The organism is Janthinobacterium sp. LS2A (assembly GCF_036543145.1).
Lineage (GTDB): Bacteria > Pseudomonadota > Gammaproteobacteria > Burkholderiales > Burkholderiaceae_D > Janthinobacterium > Janthinobacterium aestuarii.
Genome location: NZ_JAZHPB010000002.1, coordinates 647,979 through 670,678, shown reverse-complemented (window position 1 = coordinate 670,678; position 22,700 = coordinate 647,979). Strand labels below are relative to the sequence as shown.

At 60.6% G+C, this 22,700-nt stretch carries 17 protein-coding genes, 1 tRNA gene and 2 pseudogenes; 5 read left to right on the top strand and 15 right to left on the bottom strand.

The window, feature by feature from the left end; all coding sequences use genetic code 11:
• Positions 1–3: 3 nt before the first annotated feature.
• Positions 4–873 (bottom strand): hypothetical protein, encoded by an 870-nt coding sequence (locus tag V3C40_RS08835; RefSeq protein WP_331777194.1) that lies wholly within the window; start codon positions 871–873, stop codon positions 4–6.
• Positions 874–927: 54 nt separating this feature from the next.
• On the opposite strand from V3C40_RS08835, the gene V3C40_RS08830 reads away from it, so the two are divergent.
• A complete protein-coding gene (locus tag V3C40_RS08830; RefSeq protein ID WP_331777193.1) occupies positions 928–1,110 on the top strand; it encodes a hypothetical protein in 183 nt (60 codons plus the stop codon).
• 144 nt (positions 1,111–1,254) lie between these two features.
• Here the strand turns inward: V3C40_RS08830 and V3C40_RS08825 are convergent, their stop codons facing one another.
• Together V3C40_RS08825 and V3C40_RS08820 are read right to left on the bottom strand one after the other, a co-directional pair.
• On the bottom strand, positions 1,255–2,268 hold the full coding sequence (locus V3C40_RS08825; protein ID WP_331777192.1) for a response regulator: 1,014 nt from the start codon (positions 2,266–2,268) through the stop codon (positions 1,255–1,257).
• On the bottom strand, positions 2,265–5,612 hold the full coding sequence (locus tag V3C40_RS08820) for an MHYT domain-containing protein (RefSeq protein ID WP_331777346.1): 3,348 nt from the start codon (positions 5,610–5,612) through the stop codon (positions 2,265–2,267). The genes V3C40_RS08825 and V3C40_RS08820 overlap by 4 nt, the downstream gene beginning before the upstream one ends.
• Positions 5,613–5,907: 295 nt before the next feature.
• Between V3C40_RS08820 and V3C40_RS08815 the strand changes: the two genes are divergently transcribed.
• On the top strand, positions 5,908–6,711 hold the full coding sequence (locus tag V3C40_RS08815; protein WP_331777191.1) for a class I SAM-dependent methyltransferase: 804 nt from the start codon (positions 5,908–5,910) through the stop codon (positions 6,709–6,711).
• Here V3C40_RS08815 and V3C40_RS08810 read toward each other — a convergent pair.
• The 3 genes from V3C40_RS08810 to V3C40_RS08800 form a co-directional block, all read right to left on the bottom strand.
• Complete coding sequence (locus V3C40_RS08810; protein ID WP_331777190.1) at positions 6,708–7,208, bottom strand: hypothetical protein; 501 nt, start codon at positions 7,206–7,208, stop codon at positions 6,708–6,710. The genes V3C40_RS08815 and V3C40_RS08810 overlap by 4 nt on opposite strands.
• Before the next feature lie 64 nt (positions 7,209–7,272).
• Positions 7,273–8,019, bottom strand: a complete 747-nt coding sequence (locus V3C40_RS08805; protein ID WP_331777189.1) for a M56 family metallopeptidase — start codon at positions 8,017–8,019, stop codon at positions 7,273–7,275.
• Positions 8,019–8,435 carry a GNAT family N-acetyltransferase gene (locus V3C40_RS08800; RefSeq protein WP_070301089.1) on the bottom strand — a complete coding sequence of 139 codons (417 nt, stop codon included), beginning with the start codon at positions 8,433–8,435 and terminating at the stop codon, positions 8,019–8,021. The genes V3C40_RS08805 and V3C40_RS08800 overlap by 1 nt, the downstream gene beginning before the upstream one ends.
• Before the next feature lie 128 nt (positions 8,436–8,563).
• Here V3C40_RS08800 and V3C40_RS08795 point away from each other — a divergent pair, with 128 nt between their 5' ends.
• Positions 8,564–8,956: an Imm10 family immunity protein gene (locus V3C40_RS08795; RefSeq protein ID WP_099376409.1), complete on the top strand. Its 393-nt coding sequence runs from the start codon at positions 8,564–8,566 to the stop codon at positions 8,954–8,956.
• 110 nt (positions 8,957–9,066) lie between these two features.
• Here the strand turns inward: V3C40_RS08795 and V3C40_RS08790 are convergent, their stop codons facing one another.
• The 5 genes from V3C40_RS08790 to V3C40_RS08770 form a co-directional block, all read right to left on the bottom strand.
• Positions 9,067–10,116 (bottom strand): hypothetical protein, encoded by a 1,050-nt coding sequence (locus V3C40_RS08790; protein ID WP_331777188.1) that lies wholly within the window; start codon positions 10,114–10,116, stop codon positions 9,067–9,069.
• Positions 10,103–11,533 carry an MBOAT family O-acyltransferase gene (locus V3C40_RS08785; RefSeq protein ID WP_331777187.1) on the bottom strand — a complete coding sequence of 477 codons (1,431 nt, stop codon included), beginning with the start codon at positions 11,531–11,533 and terminating at the stop codon, positions 10,103–10,105. Before V3C40_RS08785 ends, V3C40_RS08790 begins: the two co-directional genes overlap by 14 nt.
• 4 nt (positions 11,534–11,537) lie before the next feature.
• Entirely contained in the window at positions 11,538–12,599 is a 1,062-nt protein-coding gene (locus tag V3C40_RS08780) for a radical SAM protein (protein ID WP_331777186.1), read from the bottom strand.
• Between the two features lie 489 nt (positions 12,600–13,088).
• Positions 13,089–14,225 carry an acyltransferase family protein gene (locus tag V3C40_RS08775; protein WP_139143243.1) on the bottom strand — a complete coding sequence of 379 codons (1,137 nt, stop codon included), beginning with the start codon at positions 14,223–14,225 and terminating at the stop codon, positions 13,089–13,091.
• A 395-nt stretch (positions 14,226–14,620) separates the two neighbouring features.
• A tRNA-Leu gene (locus tag V3C40_RS08770) sits at positions 14,621–14,707 on the bottom strand.
• A gap of 173 nt (positions 14,708–14,880) precedes the next feature.
• Between V3C40_RS08770 and V3C40_RS08765 the strand changes: the two genes are divergently transcribed.
• Positions 14,881–15,645, top strand: coding sequence for an SDR family oxidoreductase (locus V3C40_RS08765; RefSeq protein WP_331777185.1), 765 nt, complete (start codon positions 14,881–14,883; stop codon positions 15,643–15,645).
• A 67-nt stretch (positions 15,646–15,712) separates the two neighbouring features.
• Here the strand turns inward: V3C40_RS08765 and V3C40_RS08760 are convergent, their stop codons facing one another.
• Positions 15,713–17,029 carry an enoyl ACP reductase FabMG family protein gene (locus tag V3C40_RS08760; protein WP_331777184.1) on the bottom strand — a complete coding sequence of 439 codons (1,317 nt, stop codon included), beginning with the start codon at positions 17,027–17,029 and terminating at the stop codon, positions 15,713–15,715.
• A 273-nt stretch (positions 17,030–17,302) separates the two neighbouring features.
• On the bottom strand, positions 17,303–19,660 hold the full coding sequence (locus tag V3C40_RS08755; RefSeq protein WP_331777183.1) for a DNA polymerase II: 2,358 nt from the start codon (positions 19,658–19,660) through the stop codon (positions 17,303–17,305).
• A 133-nt stretch (positions 19,661–19,793) separates the two neighbouring features.
• Between V3C40_RS08755 and V3C40_RS08750 the strand changes: the two genes are divergently transcribed.
• Positions 19,794–21,473 carry an AMP-binding protein gene (locus V3C40_RS08750; protein ID WP_219328003.1) on the top strand — a complete coding sequence of 560 codons (1,680 nt, stop codon included), beginning with the start codon at positions 19,794–19,796 and terminating at the stop codon, positions 21,471–21,473.
• A 75-nt stretch (positions 21,474–21,548) separates the two neighbouring features.
• On the opposite strand, the pseudogene V3C40_RS28340 reads toward V3C40_RS08750, so the two are convergent.
• A pseudogene (locus tag V3C40_RS28340) lies at positions 21,549–21,668 on the bottom strand (PEP-CTERM sorting domain-containing protein); the annotation flags it as partial.
• Positions 21,669–21,719: 51 nt separating this feature from the next.
• Positions 21,720–22,529, bottom strand: a pseudogene (locus V3C40_RS08745) (choice-of-anchor A family protein); the annotation flags it as partial.
• Between the last annotated feature and the right edge of the window lie 171 nt (positions 22,530–22,700).

Here is a 22,700-nt window from a genome sequence, read left to right as displayed (position 1 = left end):
TTTTTACATGGGTGGCATGGGCAGGGCCGTGGCGGCCGGATGGCGCCGCAGGTAATAGTGGCGGTACAGCAAGACCTCCCCCCACACCAGCAGCAGCGCCACCAGCGCGAGCAGGCCCAGCGTGATCTTGAGCGAATTGAAATACGCGCTGGCCTGGCGTTTGATGGCGTCGATGAAAATCATCGGCACTGATTTGTCGAGTTTGCTGAAGTCGGCCTGGCGTGCCACATCAGTGGTCAGGCGCACGGCCAGGTCGGTGCCCAGACTGGCCAGTTCGCCCGTCGCCTGGCCACGGAAGCCGGCTCCCTTGAGCGCTTCGCCCAACACGCTTGCCCTGGCGATCAGCTGTTCCTGCAGCACCTGCGTCAGCAGCACGCTGCCGCGGCGCAGAATGAATTCATTGATCCAGCGGGCCTTGCTGCGTTCCCAGTAACTGCCCGAGGTGGGCCGGTAATACATGTCTTGCACGAAGGGCTCGATCAGGCTGCGCATGCTGATTGGCTGGCCAGGGGCGATCAGCTTGACCTGCTGTTCCAGGTAGACGCGCAGCGCCGGCATCTGCGCTTCGACCACCGGCTGCAGGTCGCGCTCAAGGGCCTGGTTGACCACGCGGTGCGCGCTGTGTACGGCGCCAAACCCGCCACCGAGCAGCGGCAGCGCGACCAGGATCAACACATAGCTGAGCTTGGCCGCCACATGCCAGGCGGGCGGACGGCGCACCAGCAGGCATTTTCTGGCCAGCTGGTAGCAGATGCCGAGCGCCAGCACAAAGCCGATCACGCCATACAGCAGCACCCACGGCAGGACTGTCCACAGCAGGTCGCTGCCGAATGGTGCCAGGGTGCTGCCCCAATTGACCAGTTGTTGCTTCATGTACATTGCCTTAAAGTAAGTAATCAGGCAATTATAGCTATTTAACAAATAGATATGGCGCGCTTGACCTCAATGCGCGATCAGCACCGGTACCGTCATCTGGCGCAGCACCGTTTGGGCACCAGGTCGCTCATGGCGCCGGGCAGCGGCTTCGCCGTGCTGGGCTTGATGTGGGTCAAAAAAACACGGGTCATGGTCATCTGCAAGGCTATCACCAGGAAAGTGCAAGTTATTTGATGTGCATCAAAATGCTTGGCCCGCTGCCGGCCATAATGGCATCGAGCTCCTTGCCCTTCCAGTGGTCTGCATCGGCGCCGGCGTCATCTGTCCGGCACTGTTTTGTGTGACGCAACAACGCTGGCCGTGGCGGGAGTTCACTTTTCAAGCGTCCGCATGGCTTTCCTCTTTCTCTGCCCAGCGCAGCCGGATGGCGTCGATGGCGGGCAGTTCCTTGACAAACAGCTCGACCAGCCGCGCATCGAAATGGCTGCCTTGTTGCGCTTGTAAATAGGCCACGGCGTCCGTCACCGACCACGCGCGCTTGTACGGGCGCACCGAGGTCAGTGCGTCGAAGACGTCGGCCACGGCGATGATGCGTCCCGCCAGCGGGATCGCCTCGCCCGCCAAGCCGTTCGGGTAGCCGCTGCCATCCCATTTTTCATGGTGCGACAGGGCGATCTCGCGCGCCAGCGCCAGCATGCCGCCTGCGGCATGTTCGCCGATGATGTCGGCGCCGATGCGCGCGTGCGTCTGCATGACGACCCATTCGTCGGCGTCGAGCTTGCCCGGCTTTTGCAGGATGCGGTCGGGGATGCCGATCTTGCCCACGTCGTGCATGGGCGCCGTGTGCAGCAGGTCGTCCGCGGCGGCCTCGTCCATGCCGGCGGCCACGCCCAGCAGGCGCGCGTAATGGCTCATGCGGATCACGTGCAAGCCCGTTTCATTGTCCTTGTATTCGGCCGCCAGGCCCAGGCGCTGGACAATCTGTAGCCGCGTTTCCTTCAGTTCGTCGATGCGCACCAGCGACAGATGCGTGCGCACGCGGGCCCGCACGATGGCGGGGCTGAGCGGCTTGGTGATGTAGTCGACGGCGCCCGCTTCAAAACCGCTCAGTTCATCGCGCATGTCGTTCAGGGCCGTGACGAAAATGACGGGGATGGCGGCCGTCAGCGGCGCAGCTTTCAGCTGGCGGCAGGTGTCGTGGCCGCTCATGCCCGGCATCATCACGTCGAGCAGGATCAGGGCCGGGCGTTCCTGCTGCGCCAGTTCCAGGGCCCGCGCGCCATCCTTGGCGAACAGCAGCGCGTAGTCGTTTTGCAAGATCTGGCGCAGCAATTGCAAATTGGCCGCTTCATCGTCGACGACGAGAATCACGGGCCTGGCTTGTGCATTCATGGGGACTCCGGGGCGAAGGTGGGCAGCAGGCCGTGCAGGAGCGACTGCGCCAGGGGAAAATCAAAGTCGTCGATGGCGTGCAGCAGCGGCGCCAGCGCATCCGCTTGCGCGCCCATGGCGTGCTGCAATTGGGCTTGCGCCGCGTCATCGAGTTCGCCGCGCTGCAAGGCCTGCAGCAGGGCGCTGGCCGCTTGCCGGGCGGCGGGCGCGTCGATGGCGCTCGTCGTCGTTGCCGCCGGCAATGCAGGCGGTGCCAGCCGGGCGATGGCGGCCAGGGCCGCTGGCCATTGCGTCAGCAGCTTGCCCAGCGTCTCATCGAGCTGCGGCGCCGTGGCGAGGGCGGGACTGGCGCACGCTTGTTCCAGTGCCGCCAGGCTGGCGGCCAGCTGTTCCAGGCCGAGGTTGGCCGCCGCGCCGCGCAGCCGGTGACTTTGCGGCAGGAGCACCGCGTGGTCGCGTGCTTCGATGGCGGCCTGCAGGGCAGGCGGCACGCGCGGATGCTCGTGTCCAAAGCGGGCCAGCGCCGCGCGGTAGGCGCTGTCGTTGCCGGCCCAGCGCTGCAGGGCGCCCGCATGGTGCAGCACTCTTCCTCCAGCGGGCGCGGGGCTGTCATCGGCCGGCTCCGCCGCCAGGCCCAGCACGCGGGCGATTTCCCGCGACAGCGCCTGCCACTCGACGGGCTTGGTGGCGAAACCGTCCATGCCGGCCGCCCGCGCCGCCTTGCGGTGCGCATCGAGCACGCTGGCCGTCATGGCGATCACGGGCACGCGCGGGCGGCCATCGCGCAGGGCGGCGGCGCGGATGGCTTGCGTGGCGGCCAGGCCATCCATGCGCGGCATTTGCAAGTCCAGCAGCAGAATGTCGAAGTCGTCCTGCTGCGTCAGCTGCAAGGCTTCCACGCCATCGCCTGCCGTGATCACCGTGTGGCCGCGCTTGCCCAGCAGCAGGCTCAGCAGTTCCAGGTTTTGCGGCACGTCGTCGGCGGCCAGCACGCGCAGGGGCGGCAGGCGCACGCTGCGGCGTTCGCTGGCGGGCAGCGCCGCCTGGCGTGCCGGCAGCAAGGGCAGCATGACGTGGAATACGCTGCCGTGCGGCACGCTGGCGTCGGCCCAGATGCGCCCCTGCATCAGGGTCACCAACTGCCTGCTGATGGTGGTGCCCAGGCCCGTGCCGCCAAAGCGCCGCGTGGTCGAAGCGTCCGCCTGCACGAACGGATCAAAAATGGCGTCGCGCCGTTCCGCGGGGATGCCGATGCCGCTGTCCCGCACCAGCAGGTGCAGCTGGCCGTCGTCGCGGCGCGCCGTCAGGCTGACAGCGCCGCTGGGCGTGAACTTGATGGCGTTGTCGAGCAGGTTGCCCAGCACTTGCCGCATGCGCAATTCGTCGCCATGCAACACGGCCGGCAGTTGCGGGTCGTACTGCACCTCCATGCGCAAACCCTTGTTGCGCGCATGGATGCCATACGTGGACGCCAGTTCATCGACCAGCGCCAGCAGGCTGTAGTCGCGCATTTCCAGCGCCACGGCGCCCTTGTCCAGCTTGGCCGTATCGAGCACTTCGTTGAGCAGGCGCAACAGCGAGCGGCCGGACTGGCGCACGGTGTTGAGGTGGCGCCGCTGCTCCGGCGCCAGCGGCGAGTCGAGCAGCACATCGGTGAAGCCGAGGATGGAGTTCATCGGCGTGCGGATTTCATGGCTCATGTTGGCGACAAAGCTGGCCCGCGTGGCGGCCGCCAGCTCCGCTTTTTCCTTGGCCTTGCGCAAGTCTTCCTCCATCTGCCGCCGTTCGCTGATATCGAGGATGACGCCGTCGACCCAGCGTACGGCGCCCGCCGCATCGTGCACGACGGTGCCACGCTCCCATAGCCAGCGCGCCGTGCCGTCGGCATGCAGCAGCCGGTATTCCAGCAGGTAGGGCTCGCCGCTGGCCACGCTGCGGTTGAAGACGTCGACGACGTAGGCGCGCTCTTCGCTGGCGATCAGGCCCGTGATGCTGCGGCGCGGTGCGGCGCCGAGAAAGTCGGCGGGCGGATAGCCGGTGACGGCTTCCACGCCATCGCTGATGAACAGCATGGGCTGGTTTTCCGCCGTGGTGCAGCGAAAGGCGATGCCCGGAATATTGCCGATCAGCGAGCGCAGCTGTTGCTCGCTTTCGCGCAGGGCGGCCAGCATGGCGCGCCGTTCGCTGATGTCCGTAATGAACAGCACATATAAATCCTGGTCGGCCAGACGCGCGCTGGCCACCGAACGCTGCACGGCGACCGGCACGCCATCCTTGCGCAGGTAGACGATTTCCTCGCTGGACTGGAAAGCGCCAGCCTCGCCCGTGCGCAGGTAATGCAGCAGGCCGTGCTGTTCCGACTGGCGCACGTCGCTGACCAGCACACTGACATGGCGACCGACAATTTCCGCCGACCGCCAGCCGAGGATGCGCTCGGCCGCGCCGTTGAAGTCGATAATGCTGCCGTGCCGGTCGATCGTGATGACGCCGTCGACTGTGCTCGTCAGCAGCGAACGGGTCCAGTGTTCGCTCTGGTTCAGGTGACGAAACAGTTCGCGGTAGCGCAAGATGCCTACGGCCGAGGCGACCAGGATCGTCAGGGCAATGGTCAGCAGGGTCACGCTGATCACCAGCATGGGCCGGTTGGCATCGGCATCATTGCCCGGGGGGATCGTACCCACGAAGCGCGCCGCCTGCATGCCCATGTAATGCATCCCGGTAATCGCGCAACCCATGACGCAGGCGCTGATCAGCGTGCGCTGCGACGAGGGCACGCGGCTGCTCCAGCCGCGCAAGCCGAAACGTATCCACAGGGCCAGGGTGGCCAGCGCCACGGCAACGACGAGCGACAGCGCGAACAGCAGCGGATCGTAGCGCAGCGACAGGCCCACACGCATGGCCTGCATGCCCGTGTAATGCATGGCGCCGATGCCCAAGCCCACCAGCAAGCCGCTGCGCAGCAGCAGCGGCGCCGTGACGGCGCGCCGGCTGATGGTGGCCAGGGCCACGAACGAGGCCGCCACGCTGGGCACGATGGACAGCAAGGTCAGGCCCGGATCGTAGGCAACGCTGGTGCTCAGCTCGAAGGCCAGCATGCCGATGAAATGCATGGCCCACACGCCGCAGCCCAGCGCCAGGCTGCCGGCCAGCAGGCACAGCAAGTGCAAGCGGCGGCTGATGCTCGCCTGCGCGCGGCTGTACGCCGTCATCTGGAAAGCCATCCACGACGTGAAAATGGCGATCACGAGCGACAGCAGCACGAGGCCAGGCGCATGTTGGCCGTGGTGCAGCTGGGCCGGGTCGGCGGGAAGGTGGAACAGATGCTGGACGCTGGCAGGTATCATCGTAGGCAAACAGGTGACGCGTTTGGCGCTGGCGTGGGCGCCTGCCGCCACTGCGGGTGATCGATGCGAATTACCTTACCAGATTTCAGGAAACAAATATCTTAATTGTAATTATTTTCCCTGTCGTGCAAGCTATTCCCGAGCGGGATAGGTGGGTCGCGGGCTTGTCGTGCCCGTGGAATGGCGATGCCGGCGAGGAAGTTGCCATCAAGAATTGTGTGGTTTTTTTGCAAGGTGCGACGCCTTGCCTGGTGTCATGCTACATTCGCGTCCTGTTTTTTCTGAAAGGATGACGATGCCTTCAAGTGACAACTTCTTGCGGCATAATCAGCAAGCCTGGGATGCCCAGGCTGTACAGAACAGCCCATGGTCGCAGCCTGTCGACCGCGCCACCATCGCCGCGGCGCGCGCCGGGCAGTGGCAAATCCATTTGACGCCCGGCCCCTTGCCGGCTGGCTGGCTGGGCGATGTGCAAGGCAAGCGTATCCTGTGCCTGGCCGGTGCCGGCGGGCAGCAGGCGCCCGTGCTGGCCGCGGCCGGCGCACACGTGACCGTCTTCGATTTATCTGGGCAGCAACTGGCGAAAGACCGCATGGTGGCTGAACGCGACGGCTTGCACCTGGCCACTGTGCAGGGTGACATGCGCGACCTGCGCCGCTTTGCCGACGCCAGTTTCGACCTCATCGTGCACCCCGTGTCGAACCAGTACGTGCCCGACATTGCTCCCGTGTGGCGCGAATGCGCGCGCGTGCTGGCGGACGGCGGCGTGCTGCTGAGCAGTTTCTTCAATCCGGCCGTGTTCATCGGCGACCGCGATCCGCAATGGGCAAAACAGGGCTTGATACGTCCCCGTTTTGTGCTGCCGTATTCGGATGTGGAGGATATGCCAGCCGATGCGCTGGCGGCCCGCATGGACAGGGGCGAGGCGCTGATCTTCGGCCACGGCCTGGACAGCCAGATCGGCGGCCAGCTGGCGGCGGGGTTCGTGCTGGCAGGCTACCACGAGGAAATGCATCCCCAGCCGCGCTTTGAAATTGAAAAATACCTGCCCAGCTTTATCGCCACGCGCGCCGTCAGGCTGGCGCGCGCGTTAGCTTAATTGTAGGGCTGCAGATCGAGCCATACGGCGTACGACAGGCGCTTGCCATTCCACAGGCCGCCGCCGCGGATGACGGCGTCGCATGAGGTCAGCTGGCCCACTAGGTCCATGCGACCGAGGTTGCGGCGCAGGCGCAGGGCGTCGTTGTGCGACAGGTAGCCGACCAGCAGGCCATCGATGAAGACGGCGATGGCTTTGTCCTGGAACGGGTTGGCATCGTCGCAGACGAGCAGGGCCAGGCATTTCTCTTCCGCATTGCCGGGACCGTGCTCGCCAGCCAGCTTGGCGATGGCGGGCTGGTACATCGATTCGTTTTCCACTTCCGACGCAAAGCGGCCCTCATCGCTCCAGTGGTGCGCGGGTTCCCCCGCAGGAATCGCCGGCACGTACTGGCGCACTGAGACGAGCGGCTTGTGCAGCGGTTTGACGGGCGTGCGGCCACTGAAGACGTAGTACAGCAGGGCGATGACGATCACGATGGCAAGCAGGTAAAGCATGGTATCTCTCTGATTTCGAAGGGGGAAGCCGGGATCGCGGGCGCGCCGCGCGGCGTTGCCGCTACTATAGCAAGTTCGCCGCCTGGTCCCGCGTAAATCTGCCCATGATTTGCCGCCGGCGCCGCAGTGCCAGCGGGTCGCTCAGCACGATGGGCGAGGCGCCAGTCAGCCCCGAATAATACTGGCCGTGCTGGCGCAGCACGATGGCGTAATCGCGCAGCGCGTGGCCGTGCGCCAGCATGCGCGCGTCGCAATCGACCTCGATGGCAAAGCGCAGCCGGTGCAGTTGCCACCACAGGGGCAGGTTCCACGGCATGAGAATAATCAATGCGTACGCCACGGCCAGCAGCAGCGGATCGCGCGCAGCCAGCCGGCATTGCTCGTGCGCCAGCAGCAGCGCTTGTTGCTGCGGCAGAATCAATCGCAGCCAGACGGGCATCACGATGCGGGGCCGCAGCAGTCCCGCCACGCAGGGGCCGATGCCGCCGCTCAAAAATACCGGCGTGCCCAGCAAGGTGCTCTTTTGCCAGCGGCGCTGGTGCGACAGCAGCCAGATGCTGCGCAGCGCCAATATCAACAGCATGCCCATCGACAAGACAAACCAGCCCAGCTTCAGCTGCGCCTGTTCTGCCGGCATGACCGCCAGCACGCCGGGCAGCCATGCCAGCGGCAAGAGGACGGACGCGGCGATGGCCGCCAGCCACAGCCAGCGCGTCGTTCGTCCGCGCCGCTGCAGCAGGCGCTCGGCGCCGCAGGCGGCAGCGCTCAACAGCAGCGCCAGCGCCATGCTGCAAACCAGCCAGACTGGCACTAGCGTGTCAGCGCCATGCCGACCGAGGCGGGCGCCGTGTGCTTGAAACCGAATTGCGCATACAAGTCTTGCGCCTGGCCATCGGCGATCAGGCTGACGTACGCGCTTTCCGGTACCTCCGTCTCGATGAATTGCATGATCTCGCCCATGATGCGCTTGCCCAGGCCCTTGCCTTGGTGGGCCGGCAGCACGGCGATATCGGTGACCTGGAAGAAGCAGCCGCCATCGCCGATGACGCGGCCGATACCCACCACCTCGTCGCCATGCAGGATTTGCACGGCAAACAGCGAGTTCGGCAAGCCCTTGGCCGCCGCCGCCGTGCTTTTCGCGCTCATGCCGGCGGCGACGCGCAGGTGCTGGTAGGTGGCGCTGGAGGGGATGGCCAGGCGGGTGGTGTAGGACGATGCTGCGGTCAAGGCGGTCTCCTGTGCAATATGGATGGAATGGCCATTATAGGCGGCACGCTTTATTCGCCGCGCGCTATGTTGTCCGGGACGCTTTTGCGCTATGGTGGCGTCATCCATCCATTTGTTGAAAGCACGCCATGTCCGCAGGATTTACCGCCACCGAGTTGTCCGTCATTAATGAAGACGACGCCCTGATCACCACCCTGGCCGCGCCAGCCGGCAAAGGCGAACCCGTCTACCTGATGCTGCAGCGCGCCGAAGAATATGACGAGCAGGACGTGGCCATGGGCATGGACGAGCCCTACATCGAATACTGCGGCCAGGAATTCGCCTGGTATGGCCACATGCACGCCGTGATTTTGCATCCGAACCGATTGTCCGTGCAGATGGATGCCGAGGCCGCCATGCAGATGGATGACGATGGCCAGATCGACGTGCGTTTCAATTTGACGCCAGAGCGCTACGCCCAGCTGCAGCAGGCGCTGCGCACCACGTTCGAGGGTTGCGATTATTATCGCGAGGAACGCTGACGCGTAAATCATGCGATGCAGCCAGGCTAGCGCGGCCAGCTGGCCGGCTTGCTGTTCATGCGAGCGGCCGCCGAAGGCCAGTCGTGGAACATGAGCATGACCACGATGCCCTAGCGCGTGTGGGGAACCCTGCCTACAGGGCTGGCGTATGCCATGTCGTTCAATATATGGTCTCCCAAGCGGTTGGAGAAATGGATTTCATCCCAAAACATGGGCATGGCATGGTTGCTGTTTTCAGCGAGGGTGCTCAAGTCGTTACGCTGTTCATAATCGAGTATTTGCACGTGAAATTGTGATGCGAGCCCAGTGATCTCCGTTTTCCATTGTGCCGCACGTGCTGACAGCCCCACTTGCAGGATGCGTGCTTGCCATCTTGCCGTGACAGGTAAAATCAGCAAAATGACTTCCGTTTCTTCGGCTTTCGCCCGCTGAAACATGTCTGTCAAGTCCTTGATGTCGGCGGCATTGGCTGCGCGACCTTTGCAAGCGCCTATCCTCGTCTGGATGATACGGTTGTAGCGCGGTTCATCTATTTCGGCTCCTCCAGCATGCGTAGTCCCGTTAACGACCTGGTCATGGAAACGTCCTTGCGCGTCAAAGTAGCTGTCGTAAGAGCTTATATGCAACAGATTTGTTTTCAGCGTTTTTAAGCTTTGCTTGACGGCATCCTTGGGCGAAAGATAATCGAATGGAAAGGCGAGTTTGTTTTTCCCTGTTTCATCGTCATTTTTCGCTTCGCAGGCATTGGATGTCAGGTAACTGACTTCCAGATACAGTCTTTTAATTCGTCCCTGTTGGCTGATGGCAAAAAACAGATCCCTTGCATTTGATAGGGGCAAGGCGTCGACGCCAACGACTTGGACGTCGCTGCGGTATAAGCGGGAGGCGAGACGCTCGTTGAAACCGCGCCGCACCCGCGAGGAGCCAAGAATCAGCACGTCAGGTGTGTGCAGCGCGCTGCGCAATACCGCCGAGCCTCGCTGGCTGGCAGATGGGGGTTCCAGTTTGATGGCATTGATCTTGTGGCTTTCCTGCCGCCAGATGGCATATGGATCCACGATAAATACGAATCCGGCAGTCAGGAGCAGCAATGCGATCGCAATGAAAAAAATGCAGGTGAAAAAGCGCGCGACGGGGATTTCTTGATTAAAACCCTGCATATTTGAACTCTTTGACAGCGGATAAATTGATGAGCGCCAGACCAAGGCCCAAGGCCACCGCTGTCGCCCATGCCAGGCTGGGTTTCCATGCCAGCTTGCTGGTAGCCGATTTTTTCAACTGTACGCTCCAGGCGGGGAGTTCCTTTGCCACCAGGTCGATCAGGGAAGGGGCAGACCAGTTGAAAGCAATGGCCGCGAGGATGGCCGTCATGCCAAAGAGGCCAGCTGGCCAGGCTGGAGCATGGCCGGCACCCAACAAGCCACGGATAATGTGGATGGCTTCATGCCAGTCTGGCGTGGCCCACAGGCTGACGGAAAAGGTGATGGCGGCCAGTGTAAAAACTCTGCCAGCCCAGTGCTGCAGCTTGCCGCCTTTGCGTGATACGAGATTCCAGCGCCGCAAGGCGTGATTGCCCGTGACCAGCAGGCCCTGATAGATGCCGAAGACCAGGAGGGGAATGGTGGCGCCATGCCAGATGGCGACTGCCATCATCACCACGAACAGGGCCGCGTAATGCCGCCATACCTGGCGTTTTTTTGTCAGGGGACGATACAGATAGTCGCGCATGAAAGCGCCCAGCGTCACATGCCAGCGTGTCCAGAATTCGACCGGGCTGGAAGACTTGAAGGGGGCGTGGAAATTGACGGGCAGGTGAATGCCGAACATGCGGCTGATGCCCATGGCCATTTCCGAATAGCCGCAAAAATCGTAGTACGTCTCAAACAGGAAGCCCAGGCAGGCGATCCAGGTCTCGACCAGGCCGATGGGGTCGCCTTGTCCTGCGCGCAGGAAAACGTCGCCTTGGGCATAGTGAAAAATGGGGGCGATGCAGGATTTTTTAAACAGACCCATGGTGAACAGGGTGAGGCCGACGGCGTAGTCGCGCGGTGCCGGACGCAAGGTGGATGATATGACTGGCGCGGCCAGGAATTGCGGCAGCATGTCCTTGTGGGAAAGCAGGGGGCCCGATGGAAGGTGGGGAAACCAGGCCACGAAGAGCGCATATTCGAGTGGGTTGGTGCTGCGGGCTTGCCCCCGCGCCGTATCGATCAGGAAGGCGATTTGCGTAAATGTGAAATACGAGATACCCAGAGGGAGGGCGGGAATCGCCGTGCCGGGCACGGCGAAGAATGTCGCATATTTATAAAACGCGAGAAAACATAAATTCCCCGCAATGGCCAGCGCCAGGTAGCGGGTTTTCTCGCGGTGCCGGCCAATTACGCCTGCGAGCAGCCAGTTGGCGCCCATCGATGCGCAAAACAGCAGCAGGTTGTGCGCATCATTGAGGTAATAAAAAACCAGTGAAATCAGCAGCGGCAGCAGTAGCCTGAAATGGCTTGTTGACAGCAATTGGCGATAGCTGTACGCGGACAGGGGCAGGAAGGCAAGGACAAACCAGTACGAGGTAAAACTCATCGTATTACAGGCGTGCCTTGGCCGAGTTGTTGGCGTTTAAAAACAGCTTGGCCCAGATTTCCCTTACTTCCAGCCATTTGGCGAGTTCGTCCGGTTTTCTAACGGCTTCGCGGATGCGCGACAGATAGGTCGACTGTCCCATGGCATAAGCGCGACAGTTGCTGCAATCGATATTCGAACTGCAGCACTTGCCCTTGCCCGGCTGATGATCGACATGGACATGTACTTGCTTGGTAACGCGGAAACCGCAGTTCTTGGCGATCTTGGTAACGGGATCGATGTCGTAGAGCTTGTCGCCCGTGACCCAGTCGTCATAGTGCAGGGAATATTGCACCGTTTCCGGATAGGCCAGCATGGCGCGCATAATTTCCGCGCGCGCATGGGCAAAATCGGTTTGCGTCAAGGCCAGGCTTTGTGTGGCGCTACTGATGCGGAAATATGCCTTGTCGTTATCCACCTTTTTTTCCAGCTTCTCCAGATAGCGGGTGGTCGGACTGAAATAGCTGAAGGTGAGCGGTAATCCATGGTTATTGGCAAGCTCTGCCATGATCATGATCTGATTGATATTCAGGGATGTAATGGTAAATACGCAGACGGCACGAGGGTCGTTGCGATAATTGTTCATTGCCTTGGTCAGCACGTCGCCGGCGCGCAATGAGCTACCGATTTCATCGACTCCCCAAGAGGAGATATGGATACGATAAAAGATATCGTCCGGCAAGCGTATCGTGCCATTGGTAAACACAATGCCATGTGGGATGTATTTTTGGGCCGCGCGCAGCCTGTCGGGCACCAGGCTCGGTTCCGCGCCCGCCATGTAGGCCAGCGTGACGCCACGCGCCGCATCGGCGGCAAACAGGGCATCCCACTCGGCAAGCGAACGGCTATCTTCGTGTCCCTCGTTTTCCTCGCCTTCAAAGAACAGGCAGCCCTCACAGCGTAAATTGCATTTTGACGCCACGTCATAATTAGCCGCCTTGAGGGTACCCAGTCGTGCGTTCAGCTCACGAAAATAAGCAAAGTCATCTTGCCTGGTGGCGGATGCAAGTTCAGATAGGGAATTCATAAGCACCGGAAGGTAAGAGTGAAAATATTACTGAACATTGGATAACGCATCCTGCGCGAACAGGCATGACAGCAGCTTGTATACTCAGGCGCAAGCCGTAAAGTGGACAATTGCCTGTGGCGCTAGTATGCCGCGTACACAGGCAAAATGAAATATTGGCTTTAAATTAGTTAACTTTTCCGCCACATAGTTTTAGCCTAGTGCAAGATTTTCTTGACAGCATGAAATATGCCGTTTTGTATCAACTGCGAGGATCGCGAGGACCTCGATGGCTGGGGCTGTGGCGAAAAGCCGAGATTCATGGGAGGCGTAGTGTGCTTCTGGTTGCCTACCTTGTACGGTAGCGACCTGAACCTGGGAACGTGCAGGCAATGGGTGCATTTCAAAAAGCGCGGCTTGCGGCAGATCACTGGCCGCGCTCATTCTGCCACCTGTCGTGGGCGCTGAACATGGTGAGCGGTCCTTGTTTTGGCCGCTCACCTCATCATGTCAGGTAGCTTTTTCTTTGGTTTTCAATTCACCCTGAAGGGATGTGTCTATATTTGAGATATTAATTTTTGATTTCATTTTACTTTTTATTCTTAGGAAGGGCATTTCTATCAACCAGTAGCTCAGGCTTGCTGCAGCAATAGCTTGCATTATATTGAATGGAAATTTAAATGCAAACGGCGAATTAATGCCAAGGAAAATTTGTTGCCAAAGATATAGGCTAAATGAAATTGTTCCAATGAATATGAATATGCGAGTTCTCAGGATTTTTGATAGCCAAAAATCTTTAATGTTGATAACTGACAACATGAGTATGCTTGCAAGTATTGCTTCAATTGTTCTTCCATAAGTCGCGTTCCAGTAGCCTCCATAATTATTTGCAATTGGTGGGATGGCAAACAGCAAGATGAAAATTGAGATGGTGCAAATGGTGGAAGTATATTTTGAAGAGTCCATGATGCTATTTATTTTATCTTTCTTCATGGCGACATAACAGCCAATCAGCATCGCATCTACACTGGTGTGTAACATCATGCCCAAGTAGTCACGAAGGCCGGGGAACAGTACATAGGTTCCCATGCGCACAAGGGGGATTGTGATAATGAGAGCCGGTAAAATTTGATCATTCTTACGGCGTAGCAAAAAGATCAGCAAGGGAGGCCAGACCCAATAGAACTGCTCTTCTAATGCAAGACTCCAAAAGTGGCCGAAGTACCACACGCCATCTGGATGCGATGCATGTATTTCTTTTAAACCCAAGGGGCCAGAATAGTTCCATAAGTGAAGGGCTGCAAATATTGACTGCTGCCATGCGACATTAATGAATCCAATCGCCGAAAAAATTACGATGACCAGGATGACGGCATAAGAGGCCGGCCAGATTCTTAACGCTCTACGGTAATAAAACCGTGCGTAATCAATTTTCCCGGATAGCGTATATTCTGATTTTAATATGTTTGTAATTAAGAAGCCGCTCAAAACAAAAAATATTAAAACCCCCTGATACCCGTTTGCAAATGGTTTTAGTGGCGATAACCATCCACTATATCCTCCTTGGATTGTTTGTTGGGCATGACCAATCACAACCATCATGACGGCCAGGCATCTCAAGCCTGTTAATTCGGTAATTTTCTTCAAAATTCAATCCAGGATATGGGGATGGTGGACTACTTGCAGGCGTATCGTAAAAATGCATGCTAGTGTTGCTTGCTGAGGAGCTTACTGCACTTGATAGTCTGAGGCAATTTCTAGCAAGCATATGTCGTTTCTTATGCGTGCGCTGGCTATCTTCCGATCCCTGGGGTGCAGATTGAAAGCCGCCTGTGGGGCTCGATGGCAGCAACTTGATCGCTCCAGTCCGGCTCAACCAGAATATCTACCGCGTTGCCCCGAGGCTTGGCGTGCTTCGCGTGCTTCCGCCCCGGTAACACTTATTGCTTTTTATCGAGAAAGTACGGATCGGTTGGACAAAAAAAAAGCCACTAAATCCTTTTGATTTAATGGCTTTACCTGTACTACTTTGAATTGTTCTGTGGTGCCGGGAGCCGGAATCGAACCGGCACGCTGTTTCCAGCGCGGGATTTTGAGTCCCGTGCGTCTACCTATTCCGCCATCCCGGCAACGCGAGACGCATTATCACTGATTTGTCACAATCTGGCAAGTTTTATGCTTGGCGTGTGTTTTGCACAAGCGTTGAAAGTCTTTGAACGCGCCGATTCCAGCGCAAGAAGCGGAGTGCCGCGCCTGGCCTGCCGTCCTATCGTGTCCCTTCATTCACCTGGAGGGATATCCCATGAAGCAACTGGAAAACAAGGTCGCCATCATCACGGGCGCCAGCTCGGGCATCGGTCATGCGGCGGCGCGGCTGTTTGCCCGCCATGGCGCGCGGCTGGTGCTGGTGGCGCAGCGGCGGAAGGAGCTCGATGCGCTCGTGGCGCAACTGGCGGACGGTGGCGCGCAAGCCGTGGCTTGCGTGGGCGATGTGGGCGACGCGGCGTGCGCGCAAGGGGCCGTGGCGCTGGCGCTGCAACGCTTTGGCGGCCTCGATATCGCTTTTAATAATGCGGGCACCCTGGGGCCCATGGGGCCCACGCAGGAAGTTGCCCTGGAAGACTGGCGGGCGACGGTCGATACCAATCTCACGAGCGCCTTCCTGGCGGCCAAGTACCAGTTGCCTGCCATGGCGGCGCGCGGCGGCGGCTCGCTGATTTTTACCTCGACCTTTGTCGGCCATACCTTGGGCATGCCCGGCATGGCGGCGTATGCGGCCAGCAAGGCGGGTGTGATCGGCTTGACGAAGGCTCTGGCGGCCGAGTATGGCGCGGCGGGCATCCGCGTGAATGCCTTGTTGCCGGGCGGTACCGATACACCGTTGGGGCGGCAAGTGGCCAATACGCCCGAGGCGCAGGCCTTCGTGGCCGGACTGCACGCATTGAAACGCCTGGCCACGCCGGACGAGATCGCCCGCTCGGCGCTGTATCTGGCCTCCGATGCATCGAGCTTTACCACCGGTACGGCGCTGCTGGCCGACGGCGGCGTATCCATCGTACGGGCATAAGGGGGTGTTGAAACGCCGACGGCCCGGGGATGAGCCGGGCCGTCGGTGCTGTACTGCTACATCAAGCTCAGTTGTGAGCCGAGTTCAGCTGGCGCGCGATGATGTCGTGGTTGAGCCAGACGACCGGTGCCGGCGGTTCCGACATGGTGTGGAACATCAGCGGGCCCGTGCCTTCCAGTACCAGCGAGCTCAGGTGGTCGGTGATCAGTTCCTTGCGGTCCTTGTGCAGCTTGGTGATGTCGTCCGAGGTACCGATCATGACCTCGGCCAGCTCTGGCGTGTTGTCCATCGGCCAGGCGGCGAAGTTGCGGAATTGCACGCTGGTCGCGTCGCCATTGTAGGCGGCGATACGGTCGAGCAAGTCTTGCAGCGAAACGCCGTCTTCCAGCAAGCCCTGGCAGATTTTCCATTGCTCTTCGGCCCAGGCGCTGCCGCTTTCTTTTTTCAGCGCGTCGAGCAGCGGGAACAGGGACAGTTCCACGCCGACGAAGATGTCGGACGAGTTCGTGCGGATTTCCGGGCAATTGAAGACGGTGGCCTTGATGCCTTTGTCCCACGCGGCCTTGGCCACGTTTTCCAGGCGCATCTTCGCCAGGCCTTGCGTGTAGTTGCTGTAGGTTTGCCACTGGTACTTGCCGTCGATCAGAATCTCGGTGCCGTGGTAGCCGTAGGCGCTGTAGCGCACCTGGCCGCCCGTTTGCTCGATGCGGGCGCGGATGGCGGCGCTGCCGTCGATCAGGTGCTGCAGGGTGTTGGCCGTGACTTCGTCGAAGTTCATCAGGATAAGCTTGCCCAGGTCGCTGTCGAGCAGGGCGCGCGAGGACATGAAGCGCTCGCCGCGGCCTTTGTAGATGCGGTTGGCAATGGCCAGGAAGACTTTGACTTTCGGAATGCCGCCAGCCATGGTGTGGGCGAAATACACATTGCTGCCGTCAGGAATCAGGCTGTCCAGCTCGGCCATGGCTTTGGCCACGGAAGCGCTGAAGCGGGCGATGCCGGCTTCGCGGCAGCGCTCGATCTGCGCCCAGTCCAGCTTGTCTTCCTGCCAGCTCTTCAGGGTCATATCGGCCAGCAGGGCCGTCGGCGTCGGTTCGCCGGCTGGCGCGTCGAGGTCGAAACCGGCCATCAGCGGCACGTTGATGATGCGGCCGCCCAGGTTGGCTTCGGCTTCGGCCAGCTCTTCCGCGTTCAGCGGGCGCAGTGCCATGTTTTCATCGCGGCGGCCGACCGTCATGCCGACGATATTCATGCCCGCCTTGCGCGCTTCGTCCAGCAAGCCATTCACATAGCCGCGGCCGAACAGCTCGCCGAACAGCACAAAGGTGTCGCCCTTGCGGAAGATATTTTTTTGCGGGATGTCTCTTAAGGACGTGATCTCGGTCATGGTGTCAATTCATTCTAAAATTAGCAGGGCAGATGGCTGGTGCGACTGCCCGCTGGTTCAACATAGTTGTAAATTATGCGCCATTTCAGCGAGGAAAATTCTGTTGCGAACGATTCTCGTCTGGAATGGCATCTTCTTCTGCATGCAGCTCTTATTCTTTCGCCATGGCGTATTTTACGCTGCCACGGCGCACAGCGCCCGCGGACAGGGTCAGATAAGCCCGGAAGGCGCCGATATTACCTCAGCTTGGCCGCCCAGGTCAGCAAAATTGATCTAAAACAAATCCTGCTGGCCCGACACGAGGCGCGAAAAATCGTCGCCGAGGAAGGGCAGGATCGCGTCGGCCACCGGCTGCAGCTGGCGCGTCAGGTAATGGTGGTAGTCGATGGGCGAGCGCTGCGTTTCCAGCGGTTCCGGCCCCGCCACCGTGATCACATAGCTGATCCAGCCGCCGTTCTGGTACTGCAGCGGCCGGCCCTGCGCCAGGTTATAGGCGTCGGCCGTGCGCGCCGCGCGCACGTGGGGCGGCACGTTGCGCTGGTAATCGTCGAGCGGACGGCGCAATCGCTTGCGGTAGACCAGCATGGCGTCGAACTCGCCGCGTACGGTACGCGCCACGTAGTCGCGCACATAGTCCTGGTAGGCGGCGCGCTGGAAGATGCGGCGGTACAAGTCCTGCTGGAATTGCTGCGCCAGCGGCGTCCAGTCGCTGCGCACGGTTTCCAGGCCCTTGTAGACCATGTCCTCGCTGCCGTCGGGTTTGCCGACCAGGCCCGCATAGCGCTTCTTGCTGCCTTCTTCCGAGCCGCGGATGGTGGGCATCAGGAAACGCCGGTAATGCGTCTCGAACTCGAGTTCCAGCGCATTCTCGAGGCCGAACTCATCGCGCAGATAGGTATTCCACCAGGCATTCACATGCGCCACCAGGGAGCGGCCGATCTTGCCCGCCTCTTCATCCGTATGCGCCGTTTTCAGCCACACGAAGGTGGAATCCGTGTCGCCGTAGATCACTTGATAGCCCTGCTCGGTGATCAGCTCGCGCGTGCGGTGCATGATGTCGTGGCCGCGCAAGGTGATCGACGACGCCAGGCGCGGATCGAAAAAGCGGCAGCCGCTCGATCCCAGCACGCCATAGAACGCGTTCATGATGATTTTTAAGGCTTGCGACAGAGGCGCGTTGCGTTCGCGCTTGGCCGTCTCGCGCCCCTGCCACACCTGCTTTACGATGGCGGGCAGGCAATGTTTGACCCTTGAAAATTGCGCGCCCCGGTAGCCGGGCACGGTATCGGCCTCGTCGCCGCTCGTGCCCACCACCAGGCCCACGGGATCGATGAGGAAGGTGCGGATGATGGACGGATACAGGCTTTTGTAGTCGAGCACGAGCACGGAATCGTACAGGCCCGACTGGGAATCCATGACGAAGCCGCCCGGGCTGTTTTCGCCGGAGACGTCGCCCAGGTTGGGCGCCACGTAACCTTGCCGGTGCATCAGCGGCAAATACAGATGTTCGAAGGCGGCCACGGAGCCGCCGCTGCGGTCGGCCGCCAGGCCCGTCACGCTGGCCCGTTCCAGCAAGAAGGTCAGCAGCTCGGTCTTGGCGAAGATGCGCGTGACCAGCTCGCAATCCTTGAGGTTGTAGCGGGCCAGCGCCGGCTTGTCTTCGCGGAAACGCCGGTCGATCTCGGCCATGCGCTGGTAGGGATTGTCGATGGACTTGCCTTCGCCCAGGAGCGTCTGCGCCACGTTTTCCAGGCTGAACGAGGAAAAATTCCATGTCGCCGATTTCAAGGCTTCGATGCCGTCGATGATCAGACGCCCCGCCGCGGCCGCAAAATAGTGTTCCTGCTTGCCGCCGTGTTCGCGCCATTCCATGACGGCGCCGCCGCGTCCCAGCTTCAACGGTACCTGGTAGCGCTCGGCGTGTTGGCGCAGTACGCGCAAGTCGAATTGCACCAGGTTCCAGCCGATGATGGCGTCCGGGTCGTGGCGCTCCATCCAGGTGTTCAGGCGTTCGAGGATCTGTGCGCGCGTGTCGCAGTATTCGAGGTCGAAGTCCAAGGCGTCATCGCCGCCGTTTGGCGGCCCCAGCATGTAGACCTGGCGCTGGCCGCAGCCTTCCAGGGCCAGCGAATACAGCTCGCCATGGGCCGTCGTCTCGATATCGAGCGACACCAGTTTTAATGTGGGGCGGTAGCCGGGCGCCGGTTTCAGCTGTACTTCCGTTTCTCCACTGAACGATACCGGTGCCGTGATGAAACGCTCCATCAGGTAGCGCTCCGGCGGACGGATATCGGCTTCGTACACGTCAACGCCTTGCGCGCGCAGCTGCTTTTCCAGCTTCAGCAAATGCCGGTATTGCTTGCAGTACAGACCCAGCACGGGGCGGTGGTGAAAATCGCACAGCGACAGGGGACGCAGCTCCGCATGGCGCTCGCCGCGCAGCAGCTGTTGCGCCTGTTCCTGCTGCTCCATGGGAAGGAAGGCGACGGCCGTCTGCACGGGCAGGCGCACGTGGCGGGGCCCGGCATCCGTTGCCAGCCAGAAATCGACTTCCGTGCCGGCGCTCGTGTCGCGCCAGTGGCGGGTCAGGATGAAGCCCTGTTCGGGCGTGTGCTCGGTGTTGCCTGTCATGGTGCCGTGAGTGTCGGATGTGCTGGCCTGCACATTACAGCAAGCTGACGCAGGGCGGGGGCGGTTGCGGCTATAATTTTCTGCATCGAAGACGATAACAAGAGCGCGCCGCGCCACCCACCCCGGAGACAGCATGCAAGCAATCAGTTATGTACACGGCGCCCACGAGACGCCGTTGATCGGTGCTACCATCGGCGCCTACCTGGACGGCATTGCCGCCCGCTACGGCCAGCATGACGCCCTCATCGTGGCGCACCAGAACGTGCGCTGGACCTATCTTGAGTTCCAGCAGCGCGTGCATCGGCTGGCCGCCGGCTTGCTGAAACTGGGCTTGCAACCGGGTGACCGGGTCGGCATCTGGTCGCAGAACTGCGCCGAATGGGTATTGACCCAGTTTGCCACGGCGAAAGCCGGCTTGATTATGGTCAACATCAACCCCGCCTACCGGCGCTCGGAACTCGAATACGTGCTCGACAAGGTGCAATGCAGCGCGCTGATCCTGTCGCCCAGCTTCAAGTCCAGCGACTATCTGGCCATCGTGCAAGACGTGGTGCCGGACATCGCCCGTTCGCGGGCCGGCGCGCTGCAGTCGCCACGCCTGCCGCAATTGCGCCACGTCATCCGCCTGGGCGCGGCGGCCACGCCGGGCATGCACAACTTCGACACCTTGATGGACGGCATTATGGATGCCGACTTGGCGCACCTGGAAGAAGTGAGCGCTGGCTTGCAGTTTGACGACGCCGTCAACATTCAGTTCACGTCCGGTACGACAGGCGCGCCGAAAGGCGCCACCTTGACGCACCACAATATCCTGAACAACGGCTTTTTCATTGGCGAAGCCATGCGCCTCACTGAACGGGACCGGTTGTGCATTCCCGTGCCCCTGTACCACTGCTTCGGCATGGTGCTGGGCAACTTGGCCTGCGTCACGCATGGCGCAGCCATGGTGTTTCCCGGCGAAGGCTTCGATCCGAAAGCCGTGCTGGAAACCGTGCAAGCCGAGCGCTGCACGGGCTTGCACGGCGTGCCGACGATGTTCATCGCCATCCTCGACCATCCCGACTTCAAGCAATACGATCTGTCGAACTTGCGCACCGGCATCATGGCCGGCTCGCCGTGCCCGATGGAAGTCATGACGCGGGTCATCGAATTGATGCACATGGCGGAGATCACGATTGCCTATGGCATGACGGAAACGTCGCCCGTCAGCTTCCAGACGTCGATCGACGATCCGCGCGAAATGCGCGTGTCGTCCATCGGCCGTGTCCACCCGCACCTGGAAGTGAAAATCATCGATGCGGAAGGCCGGATCGTGCCGCGCGGCGAAAAGGGCGAATTGCTCACGCGCGGCTATTCCGTGATGCAGGGCTACTGGGGCGACCCTGAAAAAACCAGCGAAGCCATCGACGCGGCGCGCTGGATGCACACGGGCGACCTGGCCGTGATCGATGACAACGGCTTTTGCAGCATCGTCGGGCGCTCGAAGGATATGGTGATACGCGGCGGCGAAAACATCTACCCGCGCGAAGTCGAGGAATTCCTGTACCGCCACCCGAGCGTGCTCGACGTGCAATGCGTGGGCGTACCCGATGCCAAGTATGGCGAAGAGTTATGCGCCTGCATCATCTTGCGGCCCGGCACGCAGGCCACCAGCGACGACATCCGCGCCTTTTGCGATGGGCAGATCGCCTATTACAAGATTCCCCGCTACGTGCGTTTCGTCGAGGAATTTCCCATGACGGTGACGGGCAAGATCCAGAAATATGTCTTGCGCAAGCAGGTGGCGACGGATCTGGGTTTGAGCACGGAATAGGGTTTTCGCCCAGCTCATAAAAAAACACCGGGACGCTCGCGCGGCCCGGTGTTTTGCATTGATTCAGCGTAAAGCTCAGGCCATCGCGGCTTGCGGTGCGCGCGCTGGCGTACGGCGGCGCATGAAGGCCAGCAAGCCCAGGCCGGCCAGCAGCATGGCGTAGGTGCCTGGTTCCGGCACGGCCGACACGTTGACCGTGTTGAAGCCGGCGCCGTTCATCGCCACGTGGCCATAATTGATCGAGCTGACGGAATTGGCGATCAGGGTGCCGTTCATGTCGCCCGAACCCGAGAACGCGCTGTTCGGCGCCAGGATGCTGCCGTTGATGCCGACGTTCTGCAGGTTGGTGGTGGTGGCGTTGGCGAAGTTGAACAGCGTGCGGTTGGCGAAGCTGGCGAAATTGTCGAAGCCGCCGCTCAGGGTGATGTTGCTGGCCGTGCCGTTGATGATGATGCTGGCCGTGCTTTTCAGCGAGGACAGGTCCAGGGTCAGGTTATGCAGGTTCGACGCATCGATGTTGAAAATGTTCACATCGGCGTTGACGTTGCCCACCAGGGTCATGTTGCCGTATTGCGAGATCACGGTGCCGTTCGACTGCAACTTGGCCACGTCGCCCGACAGGGTCGTCAATTGTTGCTTGGCGCCCGCGAAGTCCAGGGTGGACGCGTTGCCTTTGCTGATGTTGTTGGTTGGGAACCATTGTGGCGCCGTCAGCGTGGCGTTGGGGTTGCTGACGCCGTACACGGCCGAACCGCCGAGCGTGCCCCAGCCAGTGTTCAGGTTGCCGCCAGCAACGACGGAATTGACCGCGCTGCCTGGCTTTTTGTTCGTGCCAACGTTGTAGTTGTCCAGGTAGATATTGCCGCCAGCGGCAATGCTGCCACCGACGCTGGTAAAGCCGCTGGCGCCGCTGCTGCCGATGTTGCCGAAGATGAAGGCCGAGTAGCCATTGGCGACGCCAAGGTCAACCACGGTGGCCTGGGCCGACGCGCTGAAGGAGAAAGCGAACAGGGCAGCGCTGATGAGCGGCAAGGTGCGGGTAGCAAATAATTTCATGGACAATCTCATAGTAAATTGGGGACGATTAGGGCGGGAAAGCAAGACACCGCCATCGCGCAGTCCGCTATTATAATATAAAAAGCAATTCTAGTTCAATTTAGGTAATTAACTATATTTTAAAGCAACACTTTTCCTACGGGCAGCAATTGTCTGGCGGGCATAAAAAAA

Bases quoted from the DNA above. Each gene is read 5' to 3' on its own strand.
- V3C40_RS08835 (WP_331777194.1), bottom strand. From the start codon at position 873: ATGAAGCAACAACTGGTCAATTGGGGCAGCACCCTGGCACCATTCGGC.
- V3C40_RS08830 (WP_331777193.1), top strand. From the start codon at position 928: ATGGCGCGCTTGACCTCAATGCGCGATCAGCACCGGTACCGTCATCTG.
- V3C40_RS08825 (WP_331777192.1), bottom strand. From the start codon at position 2,268: ATGAATGCACAAGCCAGGCCCGTGATTCTCGTCGTCGACGATGAAGCG.
- V3C40_RS08820 (WP_331777346.1), bottom strand. From the start codon at position 5,612: ATGATACCTGCCAGCGTCCAGCATCTGTTCCACCTTCCCGCCGACCCG.
- V3C40_RS08815 (WP_331777191.1), top strand. From the start codon at position 5,908: ATGCCTTCAAGTGACAACTTCTTGCGGCATAATCAGCAAGCCTGGGAT.
- V3C40_RS08810 (WP_331777190.1), bottom strand. From the start codon at position 7,208: ATGCTTTACCTGCTTGCCATCGTGATCGTCATCGCCCTGCTGTACTAC.
- V3C40_RS08795 (WP_099376409.1), top strand. From the start codon at position 8,564: ATGTCCGCAGGATTTACCGCCACCGAGTTGTCCGTCATTAATGAAGAC.
- V3C40_RS08790 (WP_331777188.1), bottom strand. From the start codon at position 10,116: ATGCAGGGTTTTAATCAAGAAATCCCCGTCGCGCGCTTTTTCACCTGC.
- V3C40_RS08785 (WP_331777187.1), bottom strand. From the start codon at position 11,533: ATGAGTTTTACCTCGTACTGGTTTGTCCTTGCCTTCCTGCCCCTGTCC.
- V3C40_RS08780 (WP_331777186.1), bottom strand. From the start codon at position 12,599: ATGAATTCCCTATCTGAACTTGCATCCGCCACCAGGCAAGATGACTTT.
- V3C40_RS08765 (WP_331777185.1), top strand. From the start codon at position 14,881: ATGAAGCAACTGGAAAACAAGGTCGCCATCATCACGGGCGCCAGCTCG.
- V3C40_RS08760 (WP_331777184.1), bottom strand. From the start codon at position 17,029: ATGACCGAGATCACGTCCTTAAGAGACATCCCGCAAAAAAATATCTTC.
- V3C40_RS08755 (WP_331777183.1), bottom strand. From the start codon at position 19,660: ATGACAGGCAACACCGAGCACACGCCCGAACAGGGCTTCATCCTGACC.
- V3C40_RS08750 (WP_219328003.1), top strand. From the start codon at position 19,794: ATGCAAGCAATCAGTTATGTACACGGCGCCCACGAGACGCCGTTGATC.